Origin of the sequence: Enterobacter sp. V89_11, assembly GCF_029967775.1 — a bacterium.
GTDB classification, from domain to species: domain Bacteria; phylum Pseudomonadota; class Gammaproteobacteria; order Enterobacterales; family Enterobacteriaceae; genus Enterobacter; species Enterobacter ludwigii.
This window is the reverse complement of sequence record NZ_JASCAN010000015.1, coordinates 14228-39902: the sequence shown is the minus strand read 5'-3', so window position 1 is coordinate 39902 and position 25675 is coordinate 14228. Positions and strand designations below refer to the sequence as shown.

Genomic DNA, 25675 nt, shown 5'->3' with positions numbered 1-25675 from the left:
GCCCTCATCATTTTCAACGGATTTCTTTTCAGGTTTGTGATGCATATTTTTCACGTTGCAAAGAACCATTTACAACGCAGGGGTATTTTTTATAAGATGCATTTAAAATACATCATTAAAAACACCACTGAAGGACGCTGCTATGCTCGACGCTCAAACCATCGCCACAGTTAAAGCCACTATTCCCCTGCTGGTCGAAACCGGCCCGAAACTCACCGCCCATTTCTACGATCGTATGTTTACGCATAACCCGGAGTTGAAAGAGATTTTCAACATGAGCAACCAGCGTAACGGCGATCAGCGCGAAGCCTTGTTCAACGCCATCGCAGCCTACGCCAGTAATATCGAAAATCTGGCGGCGTTGCTGCCTGCCGTGGAAAAAATTGCGCAGAAGCACACCAGCTTCCAGATCAAACCCGAGCAGTACAATATCGTCGGCGGCCATCTGCTGGCCACACTGGATGAGATGTTTAGCCCGGGTCAGGAGGTGCTGGACGCGTGGGGAAAAGCCTACGGCGTGCTGGCAAACGTGTTCATTAACCGTGAAGCACAGATCTACAGCGAAAACGCCAGTAAGGCTGGCGGCTGGGAAGGTACCCGCGCTTTCCGCATCGTCGAGAAAACGCCGCGCAGCCAGCTCATCACCAGTTTTGAGTTCGAGCCAGTGGATGGCAAGCCGGTCGCTGATTATCAGCCGGGGCAGTATCTGGGCGTGTGGCTGAAGCCTGAAGGTTTCCCGCACCAGGAGATTCGGCAGTACTCCCTGACCCGCAAACCAGACGGTAAACGTTATCGCATTGCCGTAAAACGCGAAGATGGTGGCCAGGTATCAAACTGGCTGCATAACGAGGCTAACGTGGGTGATGTGGTTCATCTGGCCGCGCCTGCGGGCGACTTCTTTATGGCGGTTGAGGCGAATACGCCGGTTACCCTGATCTCAGCCGGGGTGGGTCAGACGCCAATGCTGGCGATGCTCGACACCCTCGCTAAATCAAACCACAGCGCGCAGGTAAACTGGTTCCACGCCGCCGAGAACGGTGAAATGCACGCGTTTGCCGATGAAGTGAATGCGCTGGCTTCCGGTCTGCCACGCTTTACCGCCCATACCTGGTATCGTCTGCCGACGGATGCCGACCGTGCAGCCGCACGCTTTGACAGCGAAGGTCTGATGAATTTGAGTCAGCACGAAGGGGCATTCAGCGCGCCGGAGATGCAGTTTTATGTCTGCGGACCGGTAGCGTTTATGCAGTATGCCGCGAAGCAGCTGGTGGAGTTGGGCGTGAATAAAGACAACATTCATTACGAATGTTTTGGGCCGCATAAAGTACTGTAATCGCCCGATGGCGCTACACTTTCCCGGCCGGTGAGTTTTTGCAGGCCGGGTAAGCATAGCGCCACCCGGCTGAATCAGGAATCAGGTACTGACGATTAAATCGCGGCGTCGTCTTCTTCACCGGTACGGATACGGATCACGCGTGCCACATCAAAGACGAAGATTTTACCGTCGCCAATTTTGCCGGTCTGCGCCGTACGGATAATGGTATCCACACAGGTATCCACGATATCGTCGCTCACCACGATTTCAATTTTCACTTTTGGCAGAAAGTCCACCATGTACTCTGCGCCACGGTAAAGTTCGGTGTGGCCCTTCTGGCGACCAAAACCTTTCACTTCCGTCACTGTCATCCCGGTGATGCCCACTTCCGCCAGCGCTTCACGCACATCATCCAGTTTGAAAGGTTTAATAATCGCATCAATCTTTTTCATGGTGGGTCCTTAAACTCTTGCCTGTAAGCTGCTTCGTAATCGGTTGCTCACAGTATCATACTCATTCAGATTTTGCGGTACTACTCTTTAAAATCGTTTGCTTCCAGCTCATGGCGGGAGAGCAGCTTGTAGAACTCAGTACGGTTGCGCCCGGCCATACGCGCCGCATGGGTTACGTTGCCTTTGGTTATCTGCAGGAGCTTGCGCAGATAGTTCAGTTCGAACTGATTACGCGCTTCTGCAAACGTCGGCAGGGCGGTGTTTTCCCCTTCCAGCGCCTGCTCCACCAGCGCGTCGCTAATGACGGGTGACGAGGTCAGCGCCACGCACTGTTCAATAACGTTCACCAGCTGGCGCACGTTGCCCGGCCAGCTTGCGGCCATCAGCCGTTTCATCGCATCGGTGGAAAACGCCCGGACAAAAGGCTTATGCCGATCGGCCGCCTGGCGCAAAAGATGGTTTGCCAGCAGCGGAATATCTTCCGCCCGCTCGGCCAGTGCTGGAATTTTCAGGTTCACCACGTTCAGACGGTAGTAGAGATCTTCACGAAACTCGTTGCGCGCCATGACTTTTGGTAAATCGCGGTGCGTGGCCGAAATGATACGCACGTTAATATCGATATCGCGGTTACTGCCGAGGGGGCGCACTTTTCGCTCCTGCAAAACACGCAGCAATTTGACCTGCAGCGGTGCCGGCATATCGCCAATCTCGTCCAGGAAAAGTGTGCCGCCTTCTGCCGCCTGGAAAAGCCCTTCCCGGCTGCTCACCGCCCCGGTGAACGCCCCGCGGGCATGACCAAACAGTTCAGACTCAAGCAGTTGTTCAGGGAGCGCACCACAGTTAATCGCGATAAAGGCGTTTTTGCTGCGCGGGCTGGCGTTATGGATAGCCTGGGCAAGGATCTCTTTCCCGGTACCGCTCTGGCCATTAATCAGCACGCTAACGTCTGACTGCGCCACCATCCGGGCCTGTTCGAGCAGACGCAGCATAATCGGGCTGCGGGTGACGATAGACTCCCGCCACGCTTCATCATTCGACGGAGCCGCGTGCTCAAGCGCGCTGTCGATAGCCTTATAGAGGGCATCTTTATCTACCGGCTTGGTGAGGAAGCTGAATACCCCCTGCTGCGTCGCGGCAACGGCATCCGGAATCGATCCGTGCGCCGTCAGGATGATCACCGGCATGCCAGGCTGCTGCTTCTGGATCTCCGCGAACAGCTGCAGGCCATCCATTTCATCCATTCGCAGGTCGCTAATCACCAGATCAACCTTCTCGCGGCTCAGGACTTTCAGCCCCTCCTGCCCGCTTTCCGCCGTCACCACGCTGTAGCCTTCACTGACCAGACGCATCCCCAGCAGCTTTAACAGCCCCGGATCGTCATCCACCAGTAAGAGATGGGCAGGTTTTCGGCTTGTCATGGCTTCACATCCTCTTGTTTCTGCGCATCACCGTCTGGCGTCGCGGCTGACCCTTTTGGCGTATCAGGCAGATAATTTCCGGCCGGTTTACGCGTCGAGAGCTGTCTTTCGATGTCGGTCAGGTTTTCAAGCTTGCGCGTCGTGGTATCCAGTTGAGCACGCAAGTGCTGCTCCTGCTGGCGCAGCGTATCAAGCTCGCTGTCGGTGGATTGCTGTAATTTGCTGTAGCGAAAACGCTCTTCAGACAACTGCAGTTGCAACGCCTGACCATCACGCCAGAGCTGATACACCGGGCGCACCTGCGCCGGAAGGTTTCCGACAAACGTGTCCAGCCGCGTGACGTTGGTGCGACGCTCAACGGGGGTGATTTTCGCATCCGCGAGTAAAATTCCACGCTTGAACGCGTCCTGCCAGGTATCGTCATTGAGCATCGCCGCTTGCGAGCGCGCCTCGACCGGCGCCAGACGCTGGGCGCAATCTATTCCACGTAGCCAGAACAGCGGATTGCTCTCGACGTCATGCCCCGACAGATTCCAGATGTCGTCACAGCGGGTCGACAGAAAATCTGCCAGCTGATTATCTGGCCATTTATCTTGTTGTTTATCGCTAATCGCACTTTGTGGCACATGGGAAACACAGCCCGCCAGAAATAAACAGGGCAGGCTCAGGCGAAACATATTGCTGGAAAACACCGCGCGCACGGCGCGGGAAAAGACGTGTGACATACTCACCAGGCATAGATTCATTTCATTGATTTTTCCGGCTCAGGGGCAGTTCAATACGGAAGCAAACATCTGACCGTTCGTCCGTGGCAATTTTCAGCTCACCCTGCATGCGTCGTATGCAGTCCCGGGCAATACTCAGGCCCAGCCCACTTCCTTTTACCGCCCCTTTCCGCTGATGACTTCCCTGGAAAAAGGGTTCAAAGATCATGGTTTTTTCGTCATCAGGGATTGGAGTGCCGGTGTTAGCGACGTCAATAAACACCCGTGAACCATTCGTATAACTTCGGATATAAATGTTACCGGATTCAGTACCATAGTGCACCGCATTGGAGTAAAGATTATCCAGAACGCTCATCAACAGCATCGGTTCCGCGAGGCAGGTTGGCTCACTGAGCTCCACCCCGGTATGCATCATTTTAGCTCTTGCTGGCAAGCTATGGGCGGAGATCACCATATCCACCAGCGGCGCAATATCGACGTTTTCCAGCACCACCGCGCCATCCGCCAGCTTGCGGTTGTAGTCCAGCAATTGCTCAATCAGCTTTTGCAGATTGCGGCTGCTGACATCCAGGATGTCGACAATCTCTTTCTGTTCGGGCGTAAGCGGCCCCGCCACTTCATCTGCCAGCAGTTCCGTTCCTTCGCGCATGCTGGCAAGCGGCGTTTTAAGCTCATGGGAAATATGACGCAAGAACTGATGGCGCTGGGATTCCAGCCATGCCAGACGTTCAGAAAGCCAGATAATGCGCTGGCCAACGGAGCGCAACTCGCGAGGACCTTTAAAGGCGACCGTATCCCCGAGAGACTTCCCCTCGCCCAGGCGGTTAATCATGCGCTGGATACCCTTCACCGGGCCGATGATCATGCGGGTAAAGAGCAGAACCAGACCGAGGCTGACGAGGAACAGCACCAGCGCCTGCCAGCCAAAGAACTGGCCACGTTCCGCAATCTCCTGCTGCAGCTGTTGCCCGCGCGAGAAGATAACCGTGCGGGTAGACTGCACCATCTCGGTATTGGCATTCGCAAAGGCTTCAAGACGGGCAGCCGCTGCGGCATCCGGGCCGCTGTTCTTACACTGCAGTTGCGCCAGATCGTTCAAATCCTGACGTAACGCCTGATAAAGCTTATCGTCCGGCAGCACCCCTGCATGGGCGTCCAGCATTTCACTGTAGCGTTTACGTTGATTCTGATAGACCTTTTCCAGAGTAGGATCGTCAAGCACGCAGTACTGGCGATAGCTGCGTTCCATCTCCAGCGCGGCGTTAGTCATCGCTTCACTGCGTCGGGCGTCGATCAGCGTCGTGCGGTTAGTCAGTGCCGCCTGCGCACTCAGCGCGTTGAGACTCTGCCACGCCTGCCATGCCAGGATCAGCAAAGGCAGCAGGATTAGCAGAAAGGCCATCATGACAAGCTGTCGCAGGGAACGAGGAAAAACGGGCCAGCGTTTCAACGCATTACTCTCTTTATCGGGGTTTAAGGAGAGCGTAACTGAGTCTGCCCTTCAGATACAACAAAGCCGGGTAAAAACCCGGCTTTGTCATGGAATGAGGCGGTGCCTAACTCGACGTTTCGCCCTGGCCTGATAAAGCAACGCTATGATCAGTAGTTGGACGGCAGGCACCTTTTTGTGCGTCATTCGAAGTTTATGTAGCACGTCCCGAAGGGGCTGACATAAGAAGGTGAATGAGCCACTGATTAATATTATGCAACACTCGTGCCATAATGCAAAACAATAAATTATCTTGTTGATATTTATGTATTTTATGCGATTATGCCGTTAATTGCCCGCTGAATGATTTCCAGGCTAAGTGTCGCTAAAAAGCAACACCTTAACGACAACCCACTACACCCCATATAATTCAATGAGTTAAATGTCTCCTTTTGGAGACACTACGAATAGCGGATTGTCGCGGTTTTGCGACAGGCACAAAAAAGCCCGGTGGCGTTTTCGCTTACCGGGCCTGCTGTGGGAGTAGCGGTACGCTTAACCTAGCTGTTTACGCGCATTACGGAAGATACGCATCCACGGGCTGTCCTCGCCCCAGTTTTCCGGGTGCCAGGAGTTGCTCACGGTACGGAACACACGTTCCGGGTGCGGCATCATAATGGTCGCACGACCGCTTTCGCTGGTCACCGCAGTGATACCGTTCACCGAACCGTTCGGGTTAGCCGGGTAGGATTCTGTCACCTTGCCGAAGTTATCGACAAAGCGCAGCGCCACCAGGCCTTTGCTTTCAAGCTGAGCCAGATGAGCTGCATCGCGCACTTCAACCTGGCCTTCGCCATGGGAAACGGCGATGGGCATCTGCGACCCTACCATGCCCTGCAGCAGCAGAGACGGGCTTTGGGTCACTTCCACGAGGCTGAAACGCGCTTCAAAGCGGTCAGACTGGTTACGCACAAAGCGCGGCCAGGCTTCGCTACCGGGGATCAGCTCGCGCAGGTTGGACATCATCTGGCAACCATTACATACGCCCAGCGCCAGCGTTTGCGGACGGTGGAAGAAGGTTTCAAACTCGTCGCGGACACGGCTGTTGAAGAGGATGGACTTCGCCCAACCCTCACCTGCACCCAGCACGTCGCCGTAAGAGAAACCACCGCAGGCGACCAGCGCCTGGAAATCTTCCAGACCGGTACGCCCGGCCAGCAGGTCGCTCATGTGAACGTCGATGGCATCAAAACCCGCACGGAAGAAGGCAGCAGCCATCTCAACGTGGGAGTTGACGCCCTGCTCACGCAGTACGGCCACTTTCGGACGCGCGCCGGTCGCAATGTACGGCGCGGCGATATCTTCGTTGATGTCGAAGGAGAGCTTCACGTTCAGGCCAGGATCGTTGTCGTTAGCCTTCGCGTTGTGTTCCTGATCGGCACACTCCGGGTTGTCACGCAGGCGCTGCATCTGCCAGGTGGTTTCAGCCCACCACATACGCAGGGTAGAACGGCTCTCGCTGAACACCGCGTGGCCATCCGCTTCAATGACAAAGCGGTCGCCCTGCACGGCTTTACCCAGATAATGCACGCAATCTGCCAGGCCGTGCTGAGCCAGTACGCTTTCAACCGCGTCACGATCTGCGGCACGCACCTGAATCACCGCGCCCAGCTCTTCGTTAAACAGCGCCGCCAGACGATCCTCGCCCAGCGTCGCGATGTTCGCTTCGACGCCGCAGTGGCCGGTGAAGGCCATCTCAGCCAGAGTAACCAGCAGGCCGCCGTCGGAACGGTCGTGGTAGGCCAGCAGTTTACGCTGTGCCACCAGGGCCTGGATGGCGTCGTAGAAACCTTTTAACTGCGCCACATCACGTACATCTGCCGGCTTATCACCCAGTTGACGATAAACCTGCGCCAGCGCGGTCGCTCCCAGCGCGTTATGGCCTTTACCCAGGTCAATCAGCAGCAGGGCGTTATCTTCAGTCACCAGCTGTGGCGTCACGGTATGGCGCACATCTTCTACGCGGGCAAACGCGGAGATGATCAGCGACAGCGGAGAGGTCATCTCGCGCTGCTCGTTACCGTCCTGCCAGCGGGTCTTCATCGACATGGAGTCTTTACCCACCGGAATGGTCAGGCCAAGTGCCGGGCAGAGCTCCTCACCCACCGCCTTCACGGCTTCATACAGGCCCGCATCTTCGCCCGGGTGGCCCGCTGCGGCCATCCAGTTCGCGGAAAGTTTGATACGTTTAATGTCACCAATCTGCGTTGCGGCAATGTTAGTCAGCGCTTCACCAACGGCCAGGCGAGCAGATGCGGCGAAGTCCAGCAGAGCGACCGGGGTACGTTCGCCCAGCGCCATCGCTTCACCGTAGTAGCTGTCGAGACTCGCGGTGGTGACGGCACAGTTAGCCACCGGGATCTGCCACGGGCCAACCATCTGATCGCGCGACACCATACCGGTCACGGTACGGTCGCCGATGGTGACCAGGAAGGTTTTCTCCGCCACGGCCGGCAGGTGCAGAACGCGATTGACCGCCTCAGCCACGGTAATACCCTGACGATCCAGCGCTTTGCCAGCTGCTTTACGGGTCTCAACGTCGCGGGTCATCTTCGGCGTTTTGCCGAGCAGCACGTCCAGCGGCAGATCGATCGGCTGGTTGTCGAAATGGGTGTCGCTCAGGGACAGGTGCAGCGCTTCGGTCGCTTCACCGATGACGGCATACGGGGCACGCTCGCGGCGGCACAGCTCGTCAAACAGCGGCAACTGATCGGCAGCGACGGCCAGAACATAACGTTCCTGGGATTCGTTACACCAGATTTCCAGCGGGCTCATGCCTGGCTCATCACTCAGGATGTCGCGCAGGTTGAAGCGACCGCCACGACCACCGTCACTGACCAGCTCCGGCATGGCGTTGGACAGACCGCCCGCGCCTACGTCATGAATAAAGAGGATGGGGTTGGCATCACCCAGCTGCCAGCAGCGGTCAATGACCTCCTGGCAACGGCGTTCCATCTCCGGGTTATCACGCTGTACGGATGCAAAATCGAGATCCGCATCAGACTGACCGGAGGTCATAGAGGAGGCAGCCCCGCCGCCCAGGCCGATGTTCATTGCCGGGCCACCCAGAACGATCAGCTTCGCACCAACTACGATCTCGCCTTTTTGCACGTGATCGGCGCGAATGTTACCGATCCCGCCAGCCAGCATGATCGGTTTGTGATAGCCGCGCAGCTCTTCGCCGTTGTGGCTCTCCACTTTCTCTTCGTAGGTACGGAAGTAACCGTTCAGCGCAGGACGTCCAAATTCATTGTTGAACGCCGCCCCGCCCAGTGGGCCTTCGGTCATGATATCCAGCGCGGTCACAATACGTTCCGGCTTGCCGAAATCTTCTTCCCACGGCTGTTCAAAGCCTGGGATGCGCAGGTTGGAGACGGAGAAACCGACCAGACCGGCTTTTGGTTTAGCACCCCGTCCGGTTGCGCCTTCGTCGCGGATTTCCCCGCCAGACCCGGTCGCCGCACCCGGCCACGGCGAGATCGCCGTCGGGTGGTTATGCGTTTCGACTTTCATCAGGATATGCGCCGGCTCCTGATGGAAATCATAGCGCCCTGCTTCGCGATCGGCGAAGAAGCGGCCCACTTCAGAACCTTCCATCACCGCGGCGTTGTCTTTGTAGGCAGACAGCACGTGGTCAGGCGTTTTTTCCATGGTGTTTTTGATCATTTTGAACAGCGACTTCGGCTGCTCTTCACCGTCGATAATCCAGTCGGCGTTGAAAATCTTGTGACGGCAGTGCTCAGAGTTTGCCTGAGCGAACATGTAAAGCTCGATGTCGTTCGGGTTGCGGTTCAGCTTAACAAACGCATCCTGCAGGTAGTCAATTTCGTCTTCTGCCAGTGCCAGACCGAGACGCAGGTTGGCGTCAATCAGCGCCTGACGGCCCTGCCCCAGCAAATCGACGCTCTGTACCGGCGCAGGCTGATGGTGGGAGAAGAGTTTCTGCGCATCGTCCAGAGAGGCAAAGACACTCTCCATCATGCGGTCGTGCAGCTCAGCGGCAACGGTTTGCCACTGCGCATCGGTCAGGGTAGAGGCTTCAACGTAGTACGCCACGCCGCGCTCCAGACGGTTAATCTGGTTCAGACCACAGTTGTGGGCGATGTCGGTGGCTTTGGAAGACCAGGGGGAGATGGTGCCTGGACGAGGCGTCGCAAGGATCAGTTTGCCGGTTGGCGTATGGCTGCTCAGGCTTGGACCATATTTGAGCAGGCGTTCCAGCTGTACTCGCTCCTCTGCATTCAGGGGTGCATTCAGGTCAGCAAAATGGACATACTCAGCGTAAATATTGCTTACCGGAAGGTCGGCTGCCTGAAAACGTGCCAGCAGTTTATTGATACGGAAGGCAGACAGTGCAGGCGAACCACGCAGAATTTCCATCATAAGTCTCTCGTCTTCGAAGCGCCGGGGCGCTTACAGTGTGCGCAAGGGGGGGAAAACGGGCGTCATTATAGAGAATCCTGAGCGTCGACGAAACCGTTTGCGTCGAAATAAAATCAACGTTTACGTTTAACAATAGATGTGACCTCTCTCTCTAATTTGTTGCCAAGTGGCGTAACTTTACGCAAAATGCCGCTCATTCAATGGCAAACCTTATTCTTAACATGGCTACAGCATACTGAGGCACCCGGCGTCGCAGAGAATTAACTAATTGAAAAAATTAAAGATTAATTATCTGCTCATCGGCATTGTAACGTTGCTGCTGGCAGTGGCCCTCTGGCCTTCCATCCCCTGGTTCGGTAAAGCCGAAAACCGTATCGCCGCCATACAGGAGCGGGGGGAATTGCGCGTCAGTACCCTCAACTCGCCGCTGATTTACAGCGACATTAACGGCAAAACGATTGGCCTGGATTATGAACTGGCGCAGCAGTTTGCCGACTATCTTGGCGTGAAGCTCAAAATTACCGTCCGTCAGAATATCAGCCAGCTGTTTGATGACCTGGATAACAACGACGCCGATATCCTTGCGGCCGGGCTGGTGTACAACAGCGAGCGCAGCAAGAACTATCAGCCAGGCCCAACCTACTACTCCGTTTCTCAACAGCTGGTCTACCGGGTCGGGAGCCTGCGCCCGCGAACGCTGGCGGCGATTAATGCACAACAGTTGACCATCGCCCCGGGTCACGTCGTGATTGACGATCTGCGTGAGCTCAAGGAGAAGAAATTCCCGGACCTGAGCTGGACGGTTGATCCTAAGCTCGGTACGACTGAGCTGCTGGACCAGGTAAAAGATAAAAAACTGCCCTACACCATCGCCGATTCGGTCGCGATCAGCCTTTTCCAGCGCGTGCACCCCGAAATCGCGGTGGCGCTGGACGTGACAGACGAACAGCCGGTGACCTGGTTTAGCCAGCTTGATGACGATCAGACCCTCTCTGCGGCGATGCTCGATTTCTTCAACACCATCAATGAAGACGGTACGCTGGCGCGTCTGGAAGAGAAATACCTCGGCCACGGTGACGATTTTGATTACGTCGACACCCGAAGCTTCTTGCGCGCAGTCGATAGTGTGCTGCCAGACCTGCAGCCGTTATTTGAGAAGTATGCCCAGGAGATCGACTGGCGATTACTGGCAGCGATCTCTTATCAGGAATCCCACTGGGATACTCAGGCCACCTCGCCCACTGGCGTTCGCGGCTTAATGATGCTCACTAAAAATACCGCTCAGAGCCTTGGGCTGACCGACCGCACCGATGCAGAACAGAGCATCAGCGGCGGCGCACGGTATCTGCAGGATATGATGGGCAAAGTGCCGGAGACGGTGCCTGAAGAGGAACGGATCTGGTTTGCGCTGGCAGCCTACAACATGGGTTATGCGCACATGCTTGACGCGCGCGCGCTGACGGCGAAAACGAAAGGTAACCCGGACAGCTGGTCAGACGTAAAACAGCGCCTGCCGCTGCTGAGCCAGAAGCCGTGGTACAACAAGCTGACCTACGGTTACGCGCGCGGGCATGAAGCCTACGCCTACGTGGAAAATATCCGTAAATATCAGATTAGCCTGGTGGGTTATCTGCTGGAGAAGGAAAAAGAGGCGGCAGAGGCAAATCAGCTGGCCCAGAGTTATCCGGTGGTGGCACCGGACGAACTTACTCGCCCGACAACTTCAATTCTGCCTTTTGTTGCTTTTTCTGCTGACGGCGCATTCGAAAGAAATCACTTAATAGCCCCGCACACTCTGGTGCAAGTACCCCACCGATAGTCTGCACCTGGTGGTTCATCCCCGGGTGTCCCAGTACGTCCATCAGCGAACCGGCCGCTCCGGTTTTTTCATCCCGCGCGCCAAAGACCAGCGTGCCGATACGGCTATGCACCATCGCGCCGGAACACATAACGCACGGCTCAAGCGTGACATACAGCGTGGTATCAAGCAGACGATAGTTTTGCAGCACCATCCCGCCCTGACGAAGGGCCATGATTTCAGCGTGCGCAGTCGGATCGTGACGGCCAATCGGGCGGTTCCACCCTTCCCCTATCACCTGGTTATTGTGGACAAGCACAGCACCCACGGGCACTTCCCCCTCGTCCCAGGCGCGCTGGGCAAGCGTAAGCGCATGGCGCATCCAGTATTCATGATCGCGTTCAGGGTTGCACAACGGTTGATACTCCAGTCTAAAAGCGGGCGGCATTATACACACCCGCTATAGATAAGACTATTCGAGTTGCTGAAGTTCGCCTGCGGGCGTGACGCGCCAGCGATGCTGGCAAAAATAGAGCAGCGGGTTGTCCTGCTTGCTGTCGCTGTAGCCGCTGTAAAGACGCAGTGGCGTACCGATTCGCTTCTCCAGTTGCACCACCTTTTCATGTCCCAGGCAGCGCATGGTCAGTACCCATCCACCGTAGCCGCGGGTAATTTGCGTGGCGATAAGATTCACCCGCGGCAGCCACGGGGTATCATAATAGACCTGTTCCACCAGCGCTTGCGGGGATCCGGTAATCAACCAGATGTCGGCATCGTTCGCGTCGAGATAGCTGGTGAGCCTTGCCTGAACAACCGGAAACGCGGTCACATGCCCGCGAAACCAGTGCACAAAGTCCTGCTGAAGCTGTTTAAGCCGCGCTTCGCTGCGTCCAAAGGTACAGCCCCAGAGCAACAGGCTCATTGGCCAGCGCGCTGCCCGACCTTTTAGCAGCAGCGCAATGCCAATTACGGGTAAGAGAGGTAATACGAGCAGCGCATTCAAAGGCTGACGCCGCAGCAGGTAGCGCATAAACGTACCAAACATATCCTGCTGATGCAGCGTACCGTCCAGGTCGAAAAAAACAACGCGACGCTCGTGATTTGCCAAACCTTACTCCTCTGGATCGTTGAATCCTAACAGCCAGGTAAACAGGAACCCGGCGATCACCGCTACCAGATAGCCTAACAGATAGAGCATAACTTTTCCGGTCACGATGGTGAGCGCCAGCGGCAGCCCGGAGATCCCGAAGGCGATCACCGTTGCCACTTTCCAGTAGCTGATCAGCGCTCCGCCTACCGCCCCTCCCAGGCAAGCACCGAGGAACGGTCTCCCCAGCGGCAGCGTGACGCCGAAAATCAGCGGCTCGCCAATTCCGAGTAATCCGACCGGCAACGCACCTTTGATCACTTTTTTCAGCCGCGCGTTGCGGGTTTTCATCAGTACGGCAATCGCCGCCCCGACCTGCCCCACGCCAGCCATCGACAGGATGGGCAGCAGCGCGTTGTAACCGTGCGCCTGCACCAGCTCGACGTGGATCGGCACCAGCCCCTGATGCAGACCGGTCAGTACCAGCGGCAAGAAGGTGCCTGACAGCACGGCACCCACTAACAGACCGCCGCGATCGATAGCCAGCGATGCGCCATGGGCGATGGCCTCAGAGATCCAGCCCCCCAGCGGTTGTAACGCCACAATAGCCACGCTGCCGGTGATTAACGTCGTTAACAGTGGATTGAGGATCAGCTCAATTGATCCAGGCAGGAGAGTGCGCAGTTTCTTCTCGATCCAGCACATCAGGATGACCACCAGCAGCACGGCAATCACCCCGCCGCGGCCAGGCTGGAGCGCCTCACCAAACAGGGTTATCTGCGCCAGTTGTGGGCTGGACAGAATACCTGCCATCACCCCGCCCATGGCCAGCGAGCCGCCAAAGACCTTCGCGGTGTTGACCCCCACCAGAATGTTCATGATGGCAAACACGGCGCTGCCGAAAATACCGAGAATGCCTAATAAATTAGGATACTGGGTCGCGAAGTCCCCTACGATATCCGGACGCTTAAGAATATTGATGATCCCGGTGATTAAGCCAGAGGCAATAAACGCCGGGATCAGCGGAATAAAGACGTTGGCCAGTTGTCGCAGCGCATCGCTCATGGGGGCTTTGTATCGGGCCTTTGCCTGCGCCTTCGTACGTTCGACGTCGTCGATCGCCACGCTCTCGCCGCCGACCATCAGCGCACGCATGGCATCCACAACCTGCGCCGCCTTTCCCGGCCCGACAATCAGCTGGTGCTGTTGCCCCTGTTTAACGTAACCACTCACGCCGGAAAGCTGCTTCAGACGCGGCACATCAAGCTGCTCGTCGTTATGCACCTCGACACGCACGCGCGTCATGCAGTTTTCCAGACGCTGAATATTTTTTTCCCCACCGATCCCCTGCAGGATATCGCTGGCGAGCGCTGCTGTTTTGTCCATACACGCCTCTGTTAGTTTTCTAATGCCGCCCGTAAGAACCCGTTATGGGCATTGAGCCTTGCTCTGGCGGCCGCAGCGTCCAGTCCGCTCAGGATCATCAGAATGGCCGGTTTAACATCGTGATCGGTTTGTTTCAGTACTGCTTCCGCCTCTTCGCGGCTTGCTCCCGTCGCCTCCATGACCATACGGCAGGCTCTGTCCACCAGCTTGACGTTGGTCGCTTGCATATCCACCATCAGGTTCTGATAAACCTTGCCAAACTTCACCATCGCGCCAGTGGAGATCATGTTGAGCACCAGCTTTTGCGCGGTGCCGGATTTCAGACGCGTAGAGCCGGTTAACGCTTCCGGGCCGACAACCGGAGAGATAGCGATAGCAGCGACCTGCGCAATCGGCGAGCCAGGATTACAGGAAATCGCCACCGTGGTGCAGCCCGTCTTGTTGGCATACTCCAGACCGCCAATAACGTACGGCGTACGCCCGGAAGCCGCCAGCCCAACAACCAGATCCTGAGCGGTCAGATTTAGCCCCTTCAGGTCATCCTCACCGAGCTGTTTGTTGTCTTCCGCTCCTTCCACGGCTTTCAGCAGCGCGCCAGGGCCGCCAGCAATCAACCCGACCACCAGACCGTGCGGCACACCAAACGTTGGCGGGCATTCAGAGGCATCCAGCACACCAAGACGCCCGCTGGTTCCGGCGCCCATGTAGATAATGCGACCACCGGCCTTCAGTGCTTCCGCTGCCGCATCGACAGCTTTCGCCACCTCGGGTAATGTCTCTTTCACTGCCTGCGCGACCAGCGTATCCTGTTGATTAAAACGGTTAACCAGCTCCAGGGTGCTGAGCGCATCCAGATCCATGGTTTGTGGGTTACGCGTTTCAGAAACAAGTGAGCCAAGATTCATCTTTTGTACCTCAAGAATTTTTAATTCATAATAATCTCACTATAATGGAATATAAAATTCATTCAGGCGAGCAAAATTCGTATTTGCGCAGACAATCACAATTTCGCCAGGAGAACCTATGAACTGTTTAATTCGCATTCGCCAGCGTTATGCAGGCTTTGCTCAAAGCGACAAAAAGCTGGCGGATTTTCTGCTCTCTCAGCCCGACCATGCCCGCCATCTCAGCTCGCAGCAGCTGGCGAGTGAGGCCGGAGTGAGTCAGTCGAGCGTGGTGAAATTTGCCCAGAAGATTGGCTTTAAAGGCTTCCCGGCTCTCAAGCTGGCGATTAGCGAAGCGCTGGTGAGTAACCCCAACCCGCAGTCGATGCCGGTGCATAATCAGATTCGTGGCGATGACCCGATGCGTCTGGTGGGAGAGAAGCTCATCAAAGAGAATGTCGCGGCCATGCATGCCACCCTTGATGTGAATACCGAAGAAAAATTACTGGAAAGCGTGGCGATGCTGCGTGCAGCGCGACGTATTATTTTGACCGGGATAGGCGCGTCCGGACTGGTGGCACGTAACTTTGGCTGGAAGCTGACAAAAATAGGTTACAACGCCATTGTCGAGCAGGATATGCACGCCCTGCTGGCGACCGTGCAGGCGATGGATGCTAACGATCTGCTGCTGGCGATCTCCTATTCCGGCGAACGCCGCGAGATCAATATGGCTACCGATGAAGCCTTACGCGTAGGCGGTAAGATTCTGGCCATCACCGGGTTTACTCCCAACGCGCTGCAGCAGCGGGCTACGCGCTGTTTATATACTATCGCGGAAGAGCAGGCCACGCGCAGCGCGGCGATCTCCTCGACAAGTGCGCAAATGATGTTGACCGACCTGCTGTTTATGGCCCTGGTGCAACAGGATCTGGAGCACGCGCCAGAGCGTATCCGGCACAGTGAAGAGCTGGTAAAAAAACTGGTTTGAACAGGTAATGAGCGTATAATGCCCGCCCTGTTTGTGTTGTTTCTGAGAATTTCCTGATGGCGTTGTTAATCACCAAAAAATGCATCAATTGCGATATGTGCGAACCGGAATGCCCGAACCAGGCGATTTCGATGGGCGAGAGCATTTATGAGATTAACAGCGACCGCTGCACTGAATGCATCGGCCACTACGAAACGCCGACCTGTCAGAAAGTGTGCCCAATCCCCAATACCATCCTGAAGGATCCGGCACGCGTCGAGAGCGAAGAGCAGCTTTGGGATAAGTTTGTCCTGCTGCATCACGCGGACAAACTTTAACTTTCGATAATCACCGTCGCGCAGGCGTAGTGGCGTTCATCGGCGAGCGTCACGTGCATGTGATTTACGCCGAGTTTCTCTGCCAGCGTTTGCGCCTCACCCCATAAACGCAGGCGCGGTTTACCCAGCTCATCGTTAAACACTTCAAACTGATTAAACGCCAGACCGTTACGAATACCGGTGCCGAAGGCTTTGGCTGCCGCCTCTTTGACGGCAAAGCGCTTGGCCAGAAAACGTACCGGCTGCTGATGCGTCTCCCAGATGGCCCATTCGTTATCGCTCAACACGCGTCGTGCCAGGCGATCGCCGCTACGGGCGATCACCGCTTCAATGCGGGCTATTTCAACGATATCGGTGCCTAAGCCCAGAATAGCCATTACTGACGCGCTTCCAGCATCAGGCGTTTCATTTCTGAGACCGCCTCTTTCAGGCCACTCATTACCGCACGGCCAATAATAGCGTGGCCGATATTCAGCTCATGCATTTCTGGCAGGGCTGCAATGGCCTTGACGTTATGGTAGGTCAGGCCATGCCCGGCGTTAACTTTCAGACCCAGGCTCGCGGCATAGGTGGCCGCATTGGCGATACGCTCCAGCTCTTTGGACTGCATAGTTTCGTCTTTCGCATCAGCGTAACAGCCGGTATGAATTTCAATATAGGGCGCGCCCACTTCGGCAGCCGCTTTGATCTGTGCTACATCGGCGTCGATGAACAGAGAGACCAGGATATCTGCCTCAGCCAGACGCTTGCAGGCATCACGCATTTTGTCGCGTTGACCCGCCACGTCCAGGCCCCCTTCGGTGGTCACTTCCTGACGTTTTTCCGGTACCAGGCAACAGAAATGCGGCTTCGTCTCGCAGGCAATCGTCAGCATCTCTTCCGTGACCGCCATCTCCAGGTTCATGCGGGTGTCCAGCGTCTGACGCAGAATGCGCACATCGCGGTCGGTAATATGACGGCGGTCTTCACGCAGGTGAACGGTAATGCCATCGGCGCCAGCCTGCTCAGCGATGAACGCCGCCTGAACCGGATCGGGATAAGCCGTGCCGCGTGCATTACGCAGCGTGGCGATGTGATCAATGTTGACGCCTAACAGTAATTCAGCCATGACAATCCTCGGTATTTTAGTTCGTGTCCCTGCCTCCCTCTCCCTCAGTGAGAGGGCTGGAGCGAGGGTCTGATACGTTAACGTTTCGGCATAAACTGCCTGAACAATTCGCGGCTCTTTAAGGGCTTGCCGCCAAGATACGGCTTGAGCGCAATCCGGGTAAAGCGTTTTGCTGCGCGAAGGGTATCCTGATCGGGAAACTCGCGCGCATACAGCGCTCTAAGCTGTCGCCCGGTAAAGGTGCTGTTATCTATCACAACGCTGGCGATAAAGCCTTTTTCTTCACGGTAGCGATAGGTCATCGCATCCTCTACCTCGTCTCCGCTCCCTGCACAATGCAAAAAATCGACCCCATAGCCCAGGTGTCCAAGCAGCGCCAGTTCAAAACGACGCAGGGCAGGTTCGGGCGTACCGGTAGCGCCGGCCAGCGCCTGGATACAGTGCAGGTAATCAAAGAAAAGTTCAGAGAAGCGAGTCTCATGCTCCAGAACACGTGAGATGAGTTCGTTGACATAGAGACCGCTGTACAGCGTGATACCAGAAAGGGGGAGCGCCAGAGAGACGGCTTCGGCACTGCGCAGGGTTTTGACTTCCCCACGCCCGCCGAAACGTACCAGCAGCGGAGTGAAAGGCTGTAAGGCGCCCTTCAGGCCGGAGCGTTTGGAACGTGCGCCTTTAGCAACAAGGCGCACACGGCCCGACTCTTCCGTGAAAACGTCCAGCATAAGGCTGGTCTCGCTCCACGGACGGCTATGGAGGACAAAGGCACGCTGCCATCCATCCACGATGTTCAGTCTTAGACGTCGTCGCCGTAACCGAGGCTGCGCAATGCACGCTCATCATCGGCCCAGCCTGATTTCACCTTCACCCACAGTTCAAGGTGAACCGGGGCTTCAAACATGTCCTGCATGTCTCTGCGCGCTTCAATGCCGATGGTTTTGATCTTGGCACCTTTGTTGCCGATCACCATCTTCTTCTGCCCTTCACGCTCAACGAGGATCAGGCCGTTGATGTCATAGCCGCCGCGTTCGTTGGTCTGAAAACGTTCAATCTCAACCGTTACGGAGTACGGCAGTTCCGCGCCAAGGAAACGCATCAGTTTTTCACGGATGATCTCAGAGGCCATAAAGCGCTGAGAACGATCGGTGATGTAATCTTCCGGGAAGTGATGAATCGCTTCCGGCAGATGTTTGCGCACGATGCCTGCGATGGTATCGACGTTCAGACCGGTCTCGGCAGACAGCGGGACGATATCAAGGAAGTTCATCTGGCTTCCCAGCCACTGCAGGTGCGGCAGCAGATCGGCTTTTTCCTGCACGTTGTCCACTTTGTTGACCGCAAGGATCACCGGCGTTTTACCGTCGCGCAGTTTGTTCAGCACCATTTCGTCGTCAGGCGTCCAGCGAGTGCCTTCCACCACGAAAATCACCAGCTCTACGTCGCCAATCGAGCTGCTCGCCGCCTTGTTCATCAGGCGGTTGATGGCGCGCTTCTCTTCCATGTGCAGGCCCGGGGTATCAACGTAGATCGCCTGATAGGCGCCTTCCGTGTGGATACCGACGATGCGGTGACGCGTGGTCTGCGCCTTACGGGAAGTAATGGAAATTTTCTGCCCAAGCAGATTATTCAACAGGGTAGATTTGCCAACGTTCGGACGTCCGACGATGGCAATAAACCCGCAATACGTTTTTTCTTCGCTCATTCCAGCTCCAGCATTTTTAACGCCTGTTCGGCGGCAGCCTGTTCAGCCTTACGACGGCTAGAACCTGTGCCGACCACCGGTTCACTCAGGCCACTGACCTGGCAATGGATGGTAAATTCCTGATCGTGCGCTTCGCCCCGCACCTGTACCACCAGATAGGATGGCAGCGGGAGGTGGCGACCCTGCAAATATTCCTGCAGACGCGTTTTCGGATCTTTTTGTTTATCGCCCGGACTGATTTCGTCCAGACGGGTTTGATACCAGTTAAGGATCAGCTTTTCTACGGTCTGAATATCGCTGTCCAGGAACACACCACCAATTAATGCTTCGACCGTGTCGGCAAGAATAGATTCACGACGGAAGCCGCCGCTTTTCAGTTCACCCGGCCCAAGTCGCAGACATTCGCCCAGTTCAAATTCACGAGCGATTTCCGCCAGGGTATTACCCCGAACCAGCGTCGCGCGCATGCGGCTCATATCACCTTCGTCCACACGTGGGAAACGATGATAAAGCGCATTCGCGATCACGAAACTTAAAATAGAGTCACCCAGGAACTCGAGGCGCTCATTATGCTTGCTGCTGGCACTGCGGTGGGTTAATGCCTGTTGCAACAACTCCTGATGATGAAAAGTGTAGCCCAGCTTCCGTTGAAGCCGATTAATTACGATGGGGTTCATGCGATACCAGTAAATGAATGCGTCAAAAATGCAGCACACGAAACCGACCTGAGAAGACCAACGCGGTTTCGTGTGCCGTGGCACCCTTGCAGGGCCAACCTTAAACTTCGGGGGAATATTCTATACACAACGACAGGGGATGTCGTTAGTCCAAAGAGATTTATCGCTGAAATAATTCACGTAGCCGCTAATTAACGCGGCTACGCGTTCATTTAATGAGAATTAATGGATCCCGCCGATACGATTCAGGCGAACGCCGGTCGGCCATTCGCCTTCCTGCTTCTCAAAACTCATCCAGATAGCGGTCGCTTTACCTACCAGATTCGCTTCCGGCACAAAGCCCCAGTAACGGCTGTCCGCGGAATTATCGCGGTTATCACCCATCATGAAGTAGTGTCCCGGTGGTACGATCCAGCTGGCCAGCTGTTGGCCCGGCTGCCGGTAGTACATCCCCACTTGATCCTGCGCGATTGGCACGGTGAGGATACGGTGGGTCACATCACCCAGCGTCTCTTTACGTTCAACCAGGCGAATACCGTCCTCTTTGGTCTCGCCTTTGGGCACCTGGAAGAAACCGCTGGTCGCTTCACCGCCGTTACGGCGAGCAAAGGTCTGCACAAAATCACTTGGCTCAACGTTTGAGTAAGTGATTGGCAGCGCGTTTTCACACGCGGTACCGGAGCTGCAGCCAGGCTGAACGGTAACTTCTTTCGCCACCGGATCGTAGGTGACTTTATCACCCGGCAGACCCACTGCACGCTTGATGTAATCCAGACGCGGATCTTCCGGGTATTTAAACACCACGATGTCGCCACGTTTTGGATGACCGGTTTCGATCAGCGTTTTCTGGTAGATCGGATCTTTAATCCCGTAGGCAAACTTCTCAACCAGAATAAAATCGCCAATCAGCAGCGTTGGCATCATTGAACCAGACGGGATCTGGAACGGCTCGTAAATAAACGAGCGGACAACCAGCACAATCGCCAGCACCGGAAATACCGATGCCCCGGTTTCCAGCCAGCCCGGTTTAGGGCCGACTTTCTTCAGGGTTTTCGCGTCCAGCCCATCGCCAGTGGCTGCCTGTGCGGCAGCCTGACGTTCATGGCGTTTTGGGGCGAAAATAAACTTATCCAGACACCACAACAAACCTGTCACCAGGGTAGCAATGACCAGAATCAGGGCAAACATGTTCGCCATGCCAACTCCTTAGGGTTATTTGCCGTCTTTACCAACATGAAGGATGGCAAGGAATGCTTCCTGCGGCAGTTCGACGTTACCGACCTGCTTCATACGCTTCTTACCTTCTTTCTGTTTCTGCAGCAGCTTTTTCTTACGGCTGACGTCACCGCCGTAGCATTTCGCCAGAACGTTTTTACGCAGCTGTTTCACAGTAGAACGGGCAATAATGTGGTTACCGATGGCGGCCTGAATCGCGATATCAAACTGCTGACGCGGGATCAGCTCTTTCATCTTCTCAACCAGCTCACGGCCACGGTATGGCGCATTGTCGTTGTGAGTGATGAGTGCCAGCGCATCCACACGCTCGCCATTGATCAGCACGTCCACACGCACCATGTTAGACGCCTGGAAGCGTTTGAAGTTGTAATCCAGTGACGCATAGCCACGAGAGGTAGACTTCAGACGATCGAAGAAGTCGAGGACCACTTCCGCCATAGGGATTTCGTACGTCAGCGCAACCTGATTACCGTGGTAAACCATGTTGGTCTGTACGCCACGCTTCTCAATACACAGCGTAATAACGTTACCCAGGAACTCCTGCGGCAGCAGCATATGACACTCTGCAATGGGCTCGCGCAGTTCTTCGATATTGTTCAGCGGCGGCAGCTTGGACGGGCTATCGACGTAGACGATCTCTTTGTTGGTGGTCTGCACTTCGTACACAACGGTCGGTGCCGTGGTGATCAGATCCAGATCGTATTCACGCTCCAGACGCTCCTGGATGATCTCCATGTGCAGCAGACCAAGGAAGCCGCAGCGGAAGCCGAAGCCCAGCGCCGTGGAACTTTCTGGTTCATAGAACAGGGAAGCATCGTTGAGGCTCAGCTTACCGAGCGCATCACGGAAGTTTTCATAGTCGTCAGAGCTGACCGGGAACAGACCCGCGTAAACCTGCGGTTTAACCTTTTTAAAGCCTGGCAGCGCTTTGTCTGCCGGGTTACGTGCACCGGTCAGGGTATCACCCACTGGCGCGCCGAGGATGTCTTTAATGGCGCAGACCAGCCAGCCTACTTCGCCACATTTCAGCTCGGTACGGTCAACCTGTTTTGGCGTGAAGATACCCAGACGGTCAGCGTTGTAAACCTGGCCAGTACTCATTACCTTGATTTTGTCGCCTTTACGCATGGTGCCGTTTTTAATACGCACCAGTGAGACAACGCCCAGGTAGTTATCAAACCAGGAGTCGATGATCAGCGCCTGCAGCGGGGCATCCGGGTCACCTTCTGGTGCCGGGATATCACGCACCAGGCGTTCCAGCACGTCGGTCACGCCCACGCCCGTTTTAGCGGAGCAGCGCACCGCATCGGTCGCGTCGATGCCGACAATATCTTCAATCTCTTCCGCTACGCGCTCAGGATCGGCAGCTGGCAGGTCAATTTTGTTCAGAACCGGCACAACCTCGAGATCCATTTCCATCGCGGTGTAGCAGTTTGCCAGAGTCTGGGCTTCAACGCCCTGCCCGGCATCCACAACCAGCAGCGCGCCTTCACAGGCCGCCAGCGAGCGTGAAACTTCATAGGAGAAGTCAACGTGGCCTGGGGTGTCGATAAAGTTCAGCTGATAGATTTCGCCATCAGCCGCTTTGTAATCAAGCGTAACGCTCTGCGCTTTGATGGTGATACCGCGTTCGCGTTCCAGGTCCATGGAGTCCAGAACCTGGGCTTCCATTTCACGATCAGACAGGCCACCGCAAATCTGGATAATACGGTCAGACAGCGTCGACTTACCGTGGTCAATGTGAGCAATGATCGAAAAGTTACGTATGTTCTTCATATAGTTAAATAATTATGCCTTACGAATTCCTGGAGGCCGCTGTTCTTAGCCTGACGTTTTTCAGTGCGAAAACGCCGCATTCTACACTACATCCCCGTTACCTGGAAATGTACTTAGCGCCAGGTATAGCGTGAAGAAATGACGTTTTCTGTTTTAGGACGTAAAAAAGGACAAAGCCCGATGGATCACCGGGCCTCAGAAGAGAGCGTCTCAACACGAAGCTGGTCGGGTGCCAGCCCAACGCTGAGAATAACAGGCTGCCACTCTTCGCGTGCGGCAAGCTTCGGGGAGAGAGCTTTGGCCAGCCAGAATCCCCCTACGCCGCCCAATGCCGCACCACACATGGCGGCCACATCAGTATCAAACAGCATCTGGAATACGCCGCCCATAACAAACAGCCCCACCAGCGGAGAGAGATAAACCAGCATGGCGGACGTGAGCAGGCTACCTTCTGCAATTCCCAGCTCCACCTTTTGCCCCACCATCAGCGGCCGATCGCTTGGCACGGAAATGGTATGCGAGGTTTGCGGCCCGAGCTTGTTCAGCACGCGGCTACCGCAACCGGCTCTGGAAGCACAGCTATTGCATGAGGCCTTAACATCACAGCTCACCAGCGCAATGCCATTCTGCCACGATACGACCGTAGCCCACTCTTTAATCATTGTGCAGCCCTGAATTTAATGCTGTCGGAAATACGCTTCGCCGTTTGTGGCGGTAATTCACCCACAATGGTGATCTCTGCGTTATCGCGAACCGTGGTGCTGACCGTCCTGCGTCCGGTACGCAGCATTTGTTCAGAACTGTTTGCCGATGCGCGGTTAATGTTCACCGAGAAACTGAACAAACCATCGGAATAAAGACGCGATTCAACCGGTGTTTCAATGGTTGGCAGTTGTCGACGGCTGCTGGAGACTTCGCTAAACCCTTGCGGGATCCAGGAAGGAACCCAGTTGAAGTTGACGGAATCACCCGCCGGTACCGAAAGCAGCGGCGGCAGGCTGGCTTTCGCCAGATTCTGCATGCTATTACCCACCTGATTGTTCACGCTAAAGGAGATAACGCGGAACTGCTCCAGCGTTTCACCATCACGGTCAAGCAGGTCTACACGCATTGGCAGCTTGGTCTCGGCGTCAATCCAGACGATATAGCTGTAGCGCGTTCCGTCACGGGCAACAACGCGGATTACTTCGCACAGTCTGTCCGCGATGCGCGTACGCCCTACCGAAATGAAATCATAGTAAGGCGCAAGACGTTTGAAGTCGGTGTAGATAAGCGATGGCAGAGAATCGACGATATAATCGCCATTCAGCGTGAAAGGCTCCAGACCGGGTTCGAAATAACTGATTTCGTTACCACGCTGGACAACTTCCCGACGCGGGCCATCCATCTGTAAAAGCTGGGCGAGCGGCTGGTTATCAAGACGGGCATGGCGGTATCGTAACGACTCGACGCCCTGCTTATTGATACTGATAAATGCCAACTCGTAATTGAGTGACTGGCTGGCCAGATTCATTTGCTGCAACAACGCCCCGGATGAAACATCAGCCGAGGCGTTGGCAGAGAAGAACAGGCTACCCGCCATCAGAGACATGGCGAACCAAAGTTGCTTCATTACTGCGATTGCGTTCCTAAAGTTTGGTTTCCGGGCACCTGCACAGCCGCTTGCTGGGTTTGTGCCTGCTCAAACTGAAGCTGTTCAGAGTGCAGACGACGCTGCAACTCGTAATCCTGCAACATCGCATTAATGCGACGGCGTTGCTCCTGAACCTGCTGTTGCTGGCCGCCGCTGGCGGATGCATCAGCCGGAACACCCAAACTTACCGGGCTGGCTTTGCCCATCATCGGCAGTGTGTTGAACACTGGCGCTTCTGGCTGCTGATTAGTTTCAGACTGAGTATTATAGTGCTGGACGCCAACGATAACTGCAAGCGATACGCATGCAGCCACACCCATTTGGGTGAGCTGGCTGGCCCACGGACGCACCTTGTGCCAGAACGGCATTTTCTGCCACTGGTGAGGCGCAGGTTGAGCTTCAGGAATCAGCGGAGTGGTCTGACGGACAGGCTCATTTTCAATGGCCGCCATCACGCGAGCTGAGATATCGAAATGGAGAACCTCGCCGGTGTCACCGCGAAGGGTGTCACGGATGAGATGATAACTCTCCCAGGTCTCTTGCATTTCGGGAGAATGAGACAGCTCGTTGAGCAGCTCACTATCCAGCGTTTCACCATCCATTAAAGCGGAAAGTTTTTCTTTCTGCATGCCTAATACCTTTTCCAGTATCCCGCTATCGTCAACGCCTGATAAGCGGTTGAACTTTATTATCAATTGCTTCTCGCGCACGGAAAATACGTGAACGTACCGTGCCGACCGGACAATCCATGATGGCGGCTATCTCTTCATAGCTCAGACCATCCAACTCCCGTAACGTAATTGCCATGCGTAAATCTTCCGGGAGCGACTCGATCGTGCGAAAAACGATTTGTCTCAGTTCTTCTGACAACATTAAGTTCTCAGGGTTCGAAATTTCTTTCAGCGCACCGCCACTTTCGAAGTTTTCGGCGTCGATTGCGTCCACATCACTTGAAGGCGGACGGCGGCCCTGAGCGACCAGATAATTCTTTGCCGTATTGACCGCAATACGGTACAGCCAGGTATAAAAAGCACTATCTCCCCGGAATGAATCCAGCGCGCGATAGGCCTTAATAAAAGACTCTTGTACTACATCAGGCACATCGCCTGACGGTACATAGCGGGAAACCAGGCTCGCCACCTTATGCTGGTAGCGCACCACCAGTAAGTTAAAGGCTTTCTGATCTCCCTTCTGGACCCGTTCAACCAGGACCTGGTCCGTTAACTGCTCGCTCATCCGAGGTAATGTCTCCCCAAACCTAAATTCCACGCGTTATCGAAACGCCACTCTTAAAAAACCGC

The 25675-nt window shown here is 55.5% G+C and carries 24 protein-coding genes; 4 read left to right on the top strand and 20 right to left on the bottom strand.

The features are described from left to right. Nucleotides 1–142 precede the first annotated feature (142 nt). Nucleotides 143–1333 carry an NO-inducible flavohemoprotein gene (gene hmpA / locus QLG09_RS12975; protein WP_282488965.1) on the top strand — a complete coding sequence of 397 codons (1191 nt, stop codon included), beginning with the start codon at nt 143–145 and terminating at the stop codon, nt 1331–1333. A gap of 95 nt (nt 1334–1428) precedes the next feature. On the opposite strand, the gene glnB is transcribed toward hmpA, so the two are convergent. The 5 genes from glnB to purL all read right to left on the bottom strand — a co-directional run bounded on the left by glnB (nt 1429) and on the right by purL (nt 9782). Continuing rightward, nucleotides 1429–1767: a nitrogen regulatory protein P-II gene (glnB, locus tag QLG09_RS12970; protein WP_003860685.1), complete on the bottom strand. Its 339-nt coding sequence runs from the start codon at nt 1765–1767 to the stop codon at nt 1429–1431. An 80-nt stretch (nt 1768–1847) separates the two neighbouring features. Then, complete coding sequence (glrR, locus tag QLG09_RS12965; RefSeq protein ID WP_014171196.1) at nt 1848–3185, bottom strand: two-component system response regulator GlrR; 1338 nt, start codon at nt 3183–3185, stop codon at nt 1848–1850. Next, entirely contained in the window at nt 3182–3931 is a 750-nt protein-coding gene (gene qseG / locus QLG09_RS12960) for a two-component system QseEF-associated lipoprotein QseG (protein WP_282488964.1), read from the bottom strand. Before qseG ends, glrR begins: the two co-directional genes overlap by 4 nt. A 1-nt stretch (nt 3932) precedes the next feature. Beyond that, nucleotides 3933–5360, bottom strand: coding sequence for a two component system sensor histidine kinase QseE/GlrK (gene qseE, locus QLG09_RS12955; protein WP_063156713.1), 1428 nt, complete (start codon nt 5358–5360; stop codon nt 3933–3935). Between the two features lie 534 nt (nt 5361–5894). Then, entirely contained in the window at nt 5895–9782 is a 3888-nt protein-coding gene (gene purL / locus QLG09_RS12950) for a phosphoribosylformylglycinamidine synthase (RefSeq protein ID WP_282488963.1), read from the bottom strand. 268 nt (nt 9783–10050) lie between these two features. Here purL and mltF point away from each other — a divergent pair, with 268 nt between their 5' ends. After that, nucleotides 10051–11601 carry a membrane-bound lytic murein transglycosylase MltF gene (gene mltF, locus QLG09_RS12945; RefSeq protein ID WP_014171200.1) on the top strand — a complete coding sequence of 517 codons (1551 nt, stop codon included), beginning with the start codon at nt 10051–10053 and terminating at the stop codon, nt 11599–11601. Here mltF and tadA read toward each other — a convergent pair. The 4 genes from tadA to murQ are packed head-to-tail and all read right to left on the bottom strand — an operon-like array spanning nt 11489 to nt 14958. Beyond that, nucleotides 11489–12028, bottom strand: a complete 540-nt coding sequence (tadA, locus tag QLG09_RS12940; protein WP_020883010.1) for a tRNA adenosine(34) deaminase TadA — start codon at nt 12026–12028, stop codon at nt 11489–11491. The genes mltF and tadA overlap by 113 nt on opposite strands. Nucleotides 12029–12052: 24 nt before the next feature. Further along, complete coding sequence (yfhb, locus tag QLG09_RS12935) at nt 12053–12688, bottom strand: phosphatidylglycerophosphatase C (RefSeq protein WP_020883009.1); 636 nt, start codon at nt 12686–12688, stop codon at nt 12053–12055. Between the two features lie 3 nt (nt 12689–12691). Further along, nucleotides 12692–14053 (bottom strand): PTS transporter subunit EIIC, encoded by a 1362-nt coding sequence (locus QLG09_RS12930; protein WP_282488962.1) that lies wholly within the window; start codon nt 14051–14053, stop codon nt 12692–12694. 11 nt (nt 14054–14064) lie between these two features. After that, complete coding sequence (gene murQ / locus QLG09_RS12925) at nt 14065–14958, bottom strand: N-acetylmuramic acid 6-phosphate etherase (protein ID WP_014171205.1); 894 nt, start codon at nt 14956–14958, stop codon at nt 14065–14067. A gap of 118 nt (nt 14959–15076) precedes the next feature. On the opposite strand from murQ, the gene QLG09_RS12920 reads away from it, so the two are divergent. Together QLG09_RS12920 and QLG09_RS12915 are read left to right on the top strand one after the other, a co-directional pair. Further along, complete coding sequence (locus tag QLG09_RS12920) at nt 15077–15925, top strand: MurR/RpiR family transcriptional regulator (RefSeq protein ID WP_014171207.1); 849 nt, start codon at nt 15077–15079, stop codon at nt 15923–15925. A 56-nt stretch (nt 15926–15981) separates the two neighbouring features. Next, entirely contained in the window at nt 15982–16242 is a 261-nt protein-coding gene (locus QLG09_RS12915; RefSeq protein ID WP_282488961.1) for a YfhL family 4Fe-4S dicluster ferredoxin, read from the top strand. Here the strand turns inward: QLG09_RS12915 and acpS are convergent. From acpS to rpoE, 11 genes are all read right to left on the bottom strand, one after another. Beyond that, nucleotides 16239–16619, bottom strand: a complete 381-nt coding sequence (gene acpS, locus QLG09_RS12910; protein WP_014171209.1) for a holo-ACP synthase — start codon at nt 16617–16619, stop codon at nt 16239–16241. The genes QLG09_RS12915 and acpS overlap by 4 nt on opposite strands. Beyond that, nucleotides 16619–17350, bottom strand: a complete 732-nt coding sequence (gene pdxJ / locus QLG09_RS12905; RefSeq protein ID WP_282488959.1) for a pyridoxine 5'-phosphate synthase — start codon at nt 17348–17350, stop codon at nt 16619–16621. The genes acpS and pdxJ overlap by 1 nt, the downstream gene beginning before the upstream one ends. Before the next feature lie 77 nt (nt 17351–17427). Beyond that, nucleotides 17428–18135 (bottom strand): DNA repair protein RecO, encoded by a 708-nt coding sequence (recO, locus tag QLG09_RS12900; RefSeq protein ID WP_014171211.1) that lies wholly within the window; start codon nt 18133–18135, stop codon nt 17428–17430. An 11-nt stretch (nt 18136–18146) separates the two neighbouring features. Then, the gene (gene era / locus QLG09_RS12895; protein ID WP_014171212.1) at nt 18147–19052 is read right to left on the bottom strand and encodes a GTPase Era; all 906 of its coding nucleotides are present in this window, start codon (nt 19050–19052) and stop codon (nt 18147–18149) included. Then, nucleotides 19049–19729: a ribonuclease III gene (rnc, locus tag QLG09_RS12890; protein WP_003860711.1), complete on the bottom strand. Its 681-nt coding sequence runs from the start codon at nt 19727–19729 to the stop codon at nt 19049–19051. Before rnc ends, era begins: the two co-directional genes overlap by 4 nt. A gap of 222 nt (nt 19730–19951) precedes the next feature. Further along, on the bottom strand, nt 19952–20926 hold the full coding sequence (gene lepB / locus QLG09_RS12885; RefSeq protein WP_014171215.1) for a signal peptidase I: 975 nt from the start codon (nt 20924–20926) through the stop codon (nt 19952–19954). Nucleotides 20927–20941: 15 nt separating this feature from the next. Further along, nucleotides 20942–22741 (bottom strand): translation elongation factor 4, encoded by a 1800-nt coding sequence (gene lepA / locus QLG09_RS12880; RefSeq protein ID WP_014171216.1) that lies wholly within the window; start codon nt 22739–22741, stop codon nt 20942–20944. Between the two features lie 185 nt (nt 22742–22926). After that, nucleotides 22927–23403, bottom strand: coding sequence for a SoxR-reducing system protein RseC (gene rseC, locus QLG09_RS12875; RefSeq protein WP_151711810.1), 477 nt, complete (start codon nt 23401–23403; stop codon nt 22927–22929). Then, on the bottom strand, nt 23400–24353 hold the full coding sequence (rseB, locus tag QLG09_RS12870) for a sigma-E factor regulatory protein RseB (protein ID WP_014171218.1): 954 nt from the start codon (nt 24351–24353) through the stop codon (nt 23400–23402). The genes rseC and rseB overlap by 4 nt, the downstream gene beginning before the upstream one ends. Beyond that, complete coding sequence (gene rseA / locus QLG09_RS12865) at nt 24353–25003, bottom strand: anti-sigma-E factor RseA (RefSeq protein ID WP_025203448.1); 651 nt, start codon at nt 25001–25003, stop codon at nt 24353–24355. The genes rseB and rseA overlap by 1 nt, the downstream gene beginning before the upstream one ends. 31 nt (nt 25004–25034) lie before the next feature. Continuing rightward, complete coding sequence (rpoE, locus tag QLG09_RS12860) at nt 25035–25610, bottom strand: RNA polymerase sigma factor RpoE (protein WP_006176728.1); 576 nt, start codon at nt 25608–25610, stop codon at nt 25035–25037. Nucleotides 25611–25675 lie beyond the last annotated feature (65 nt).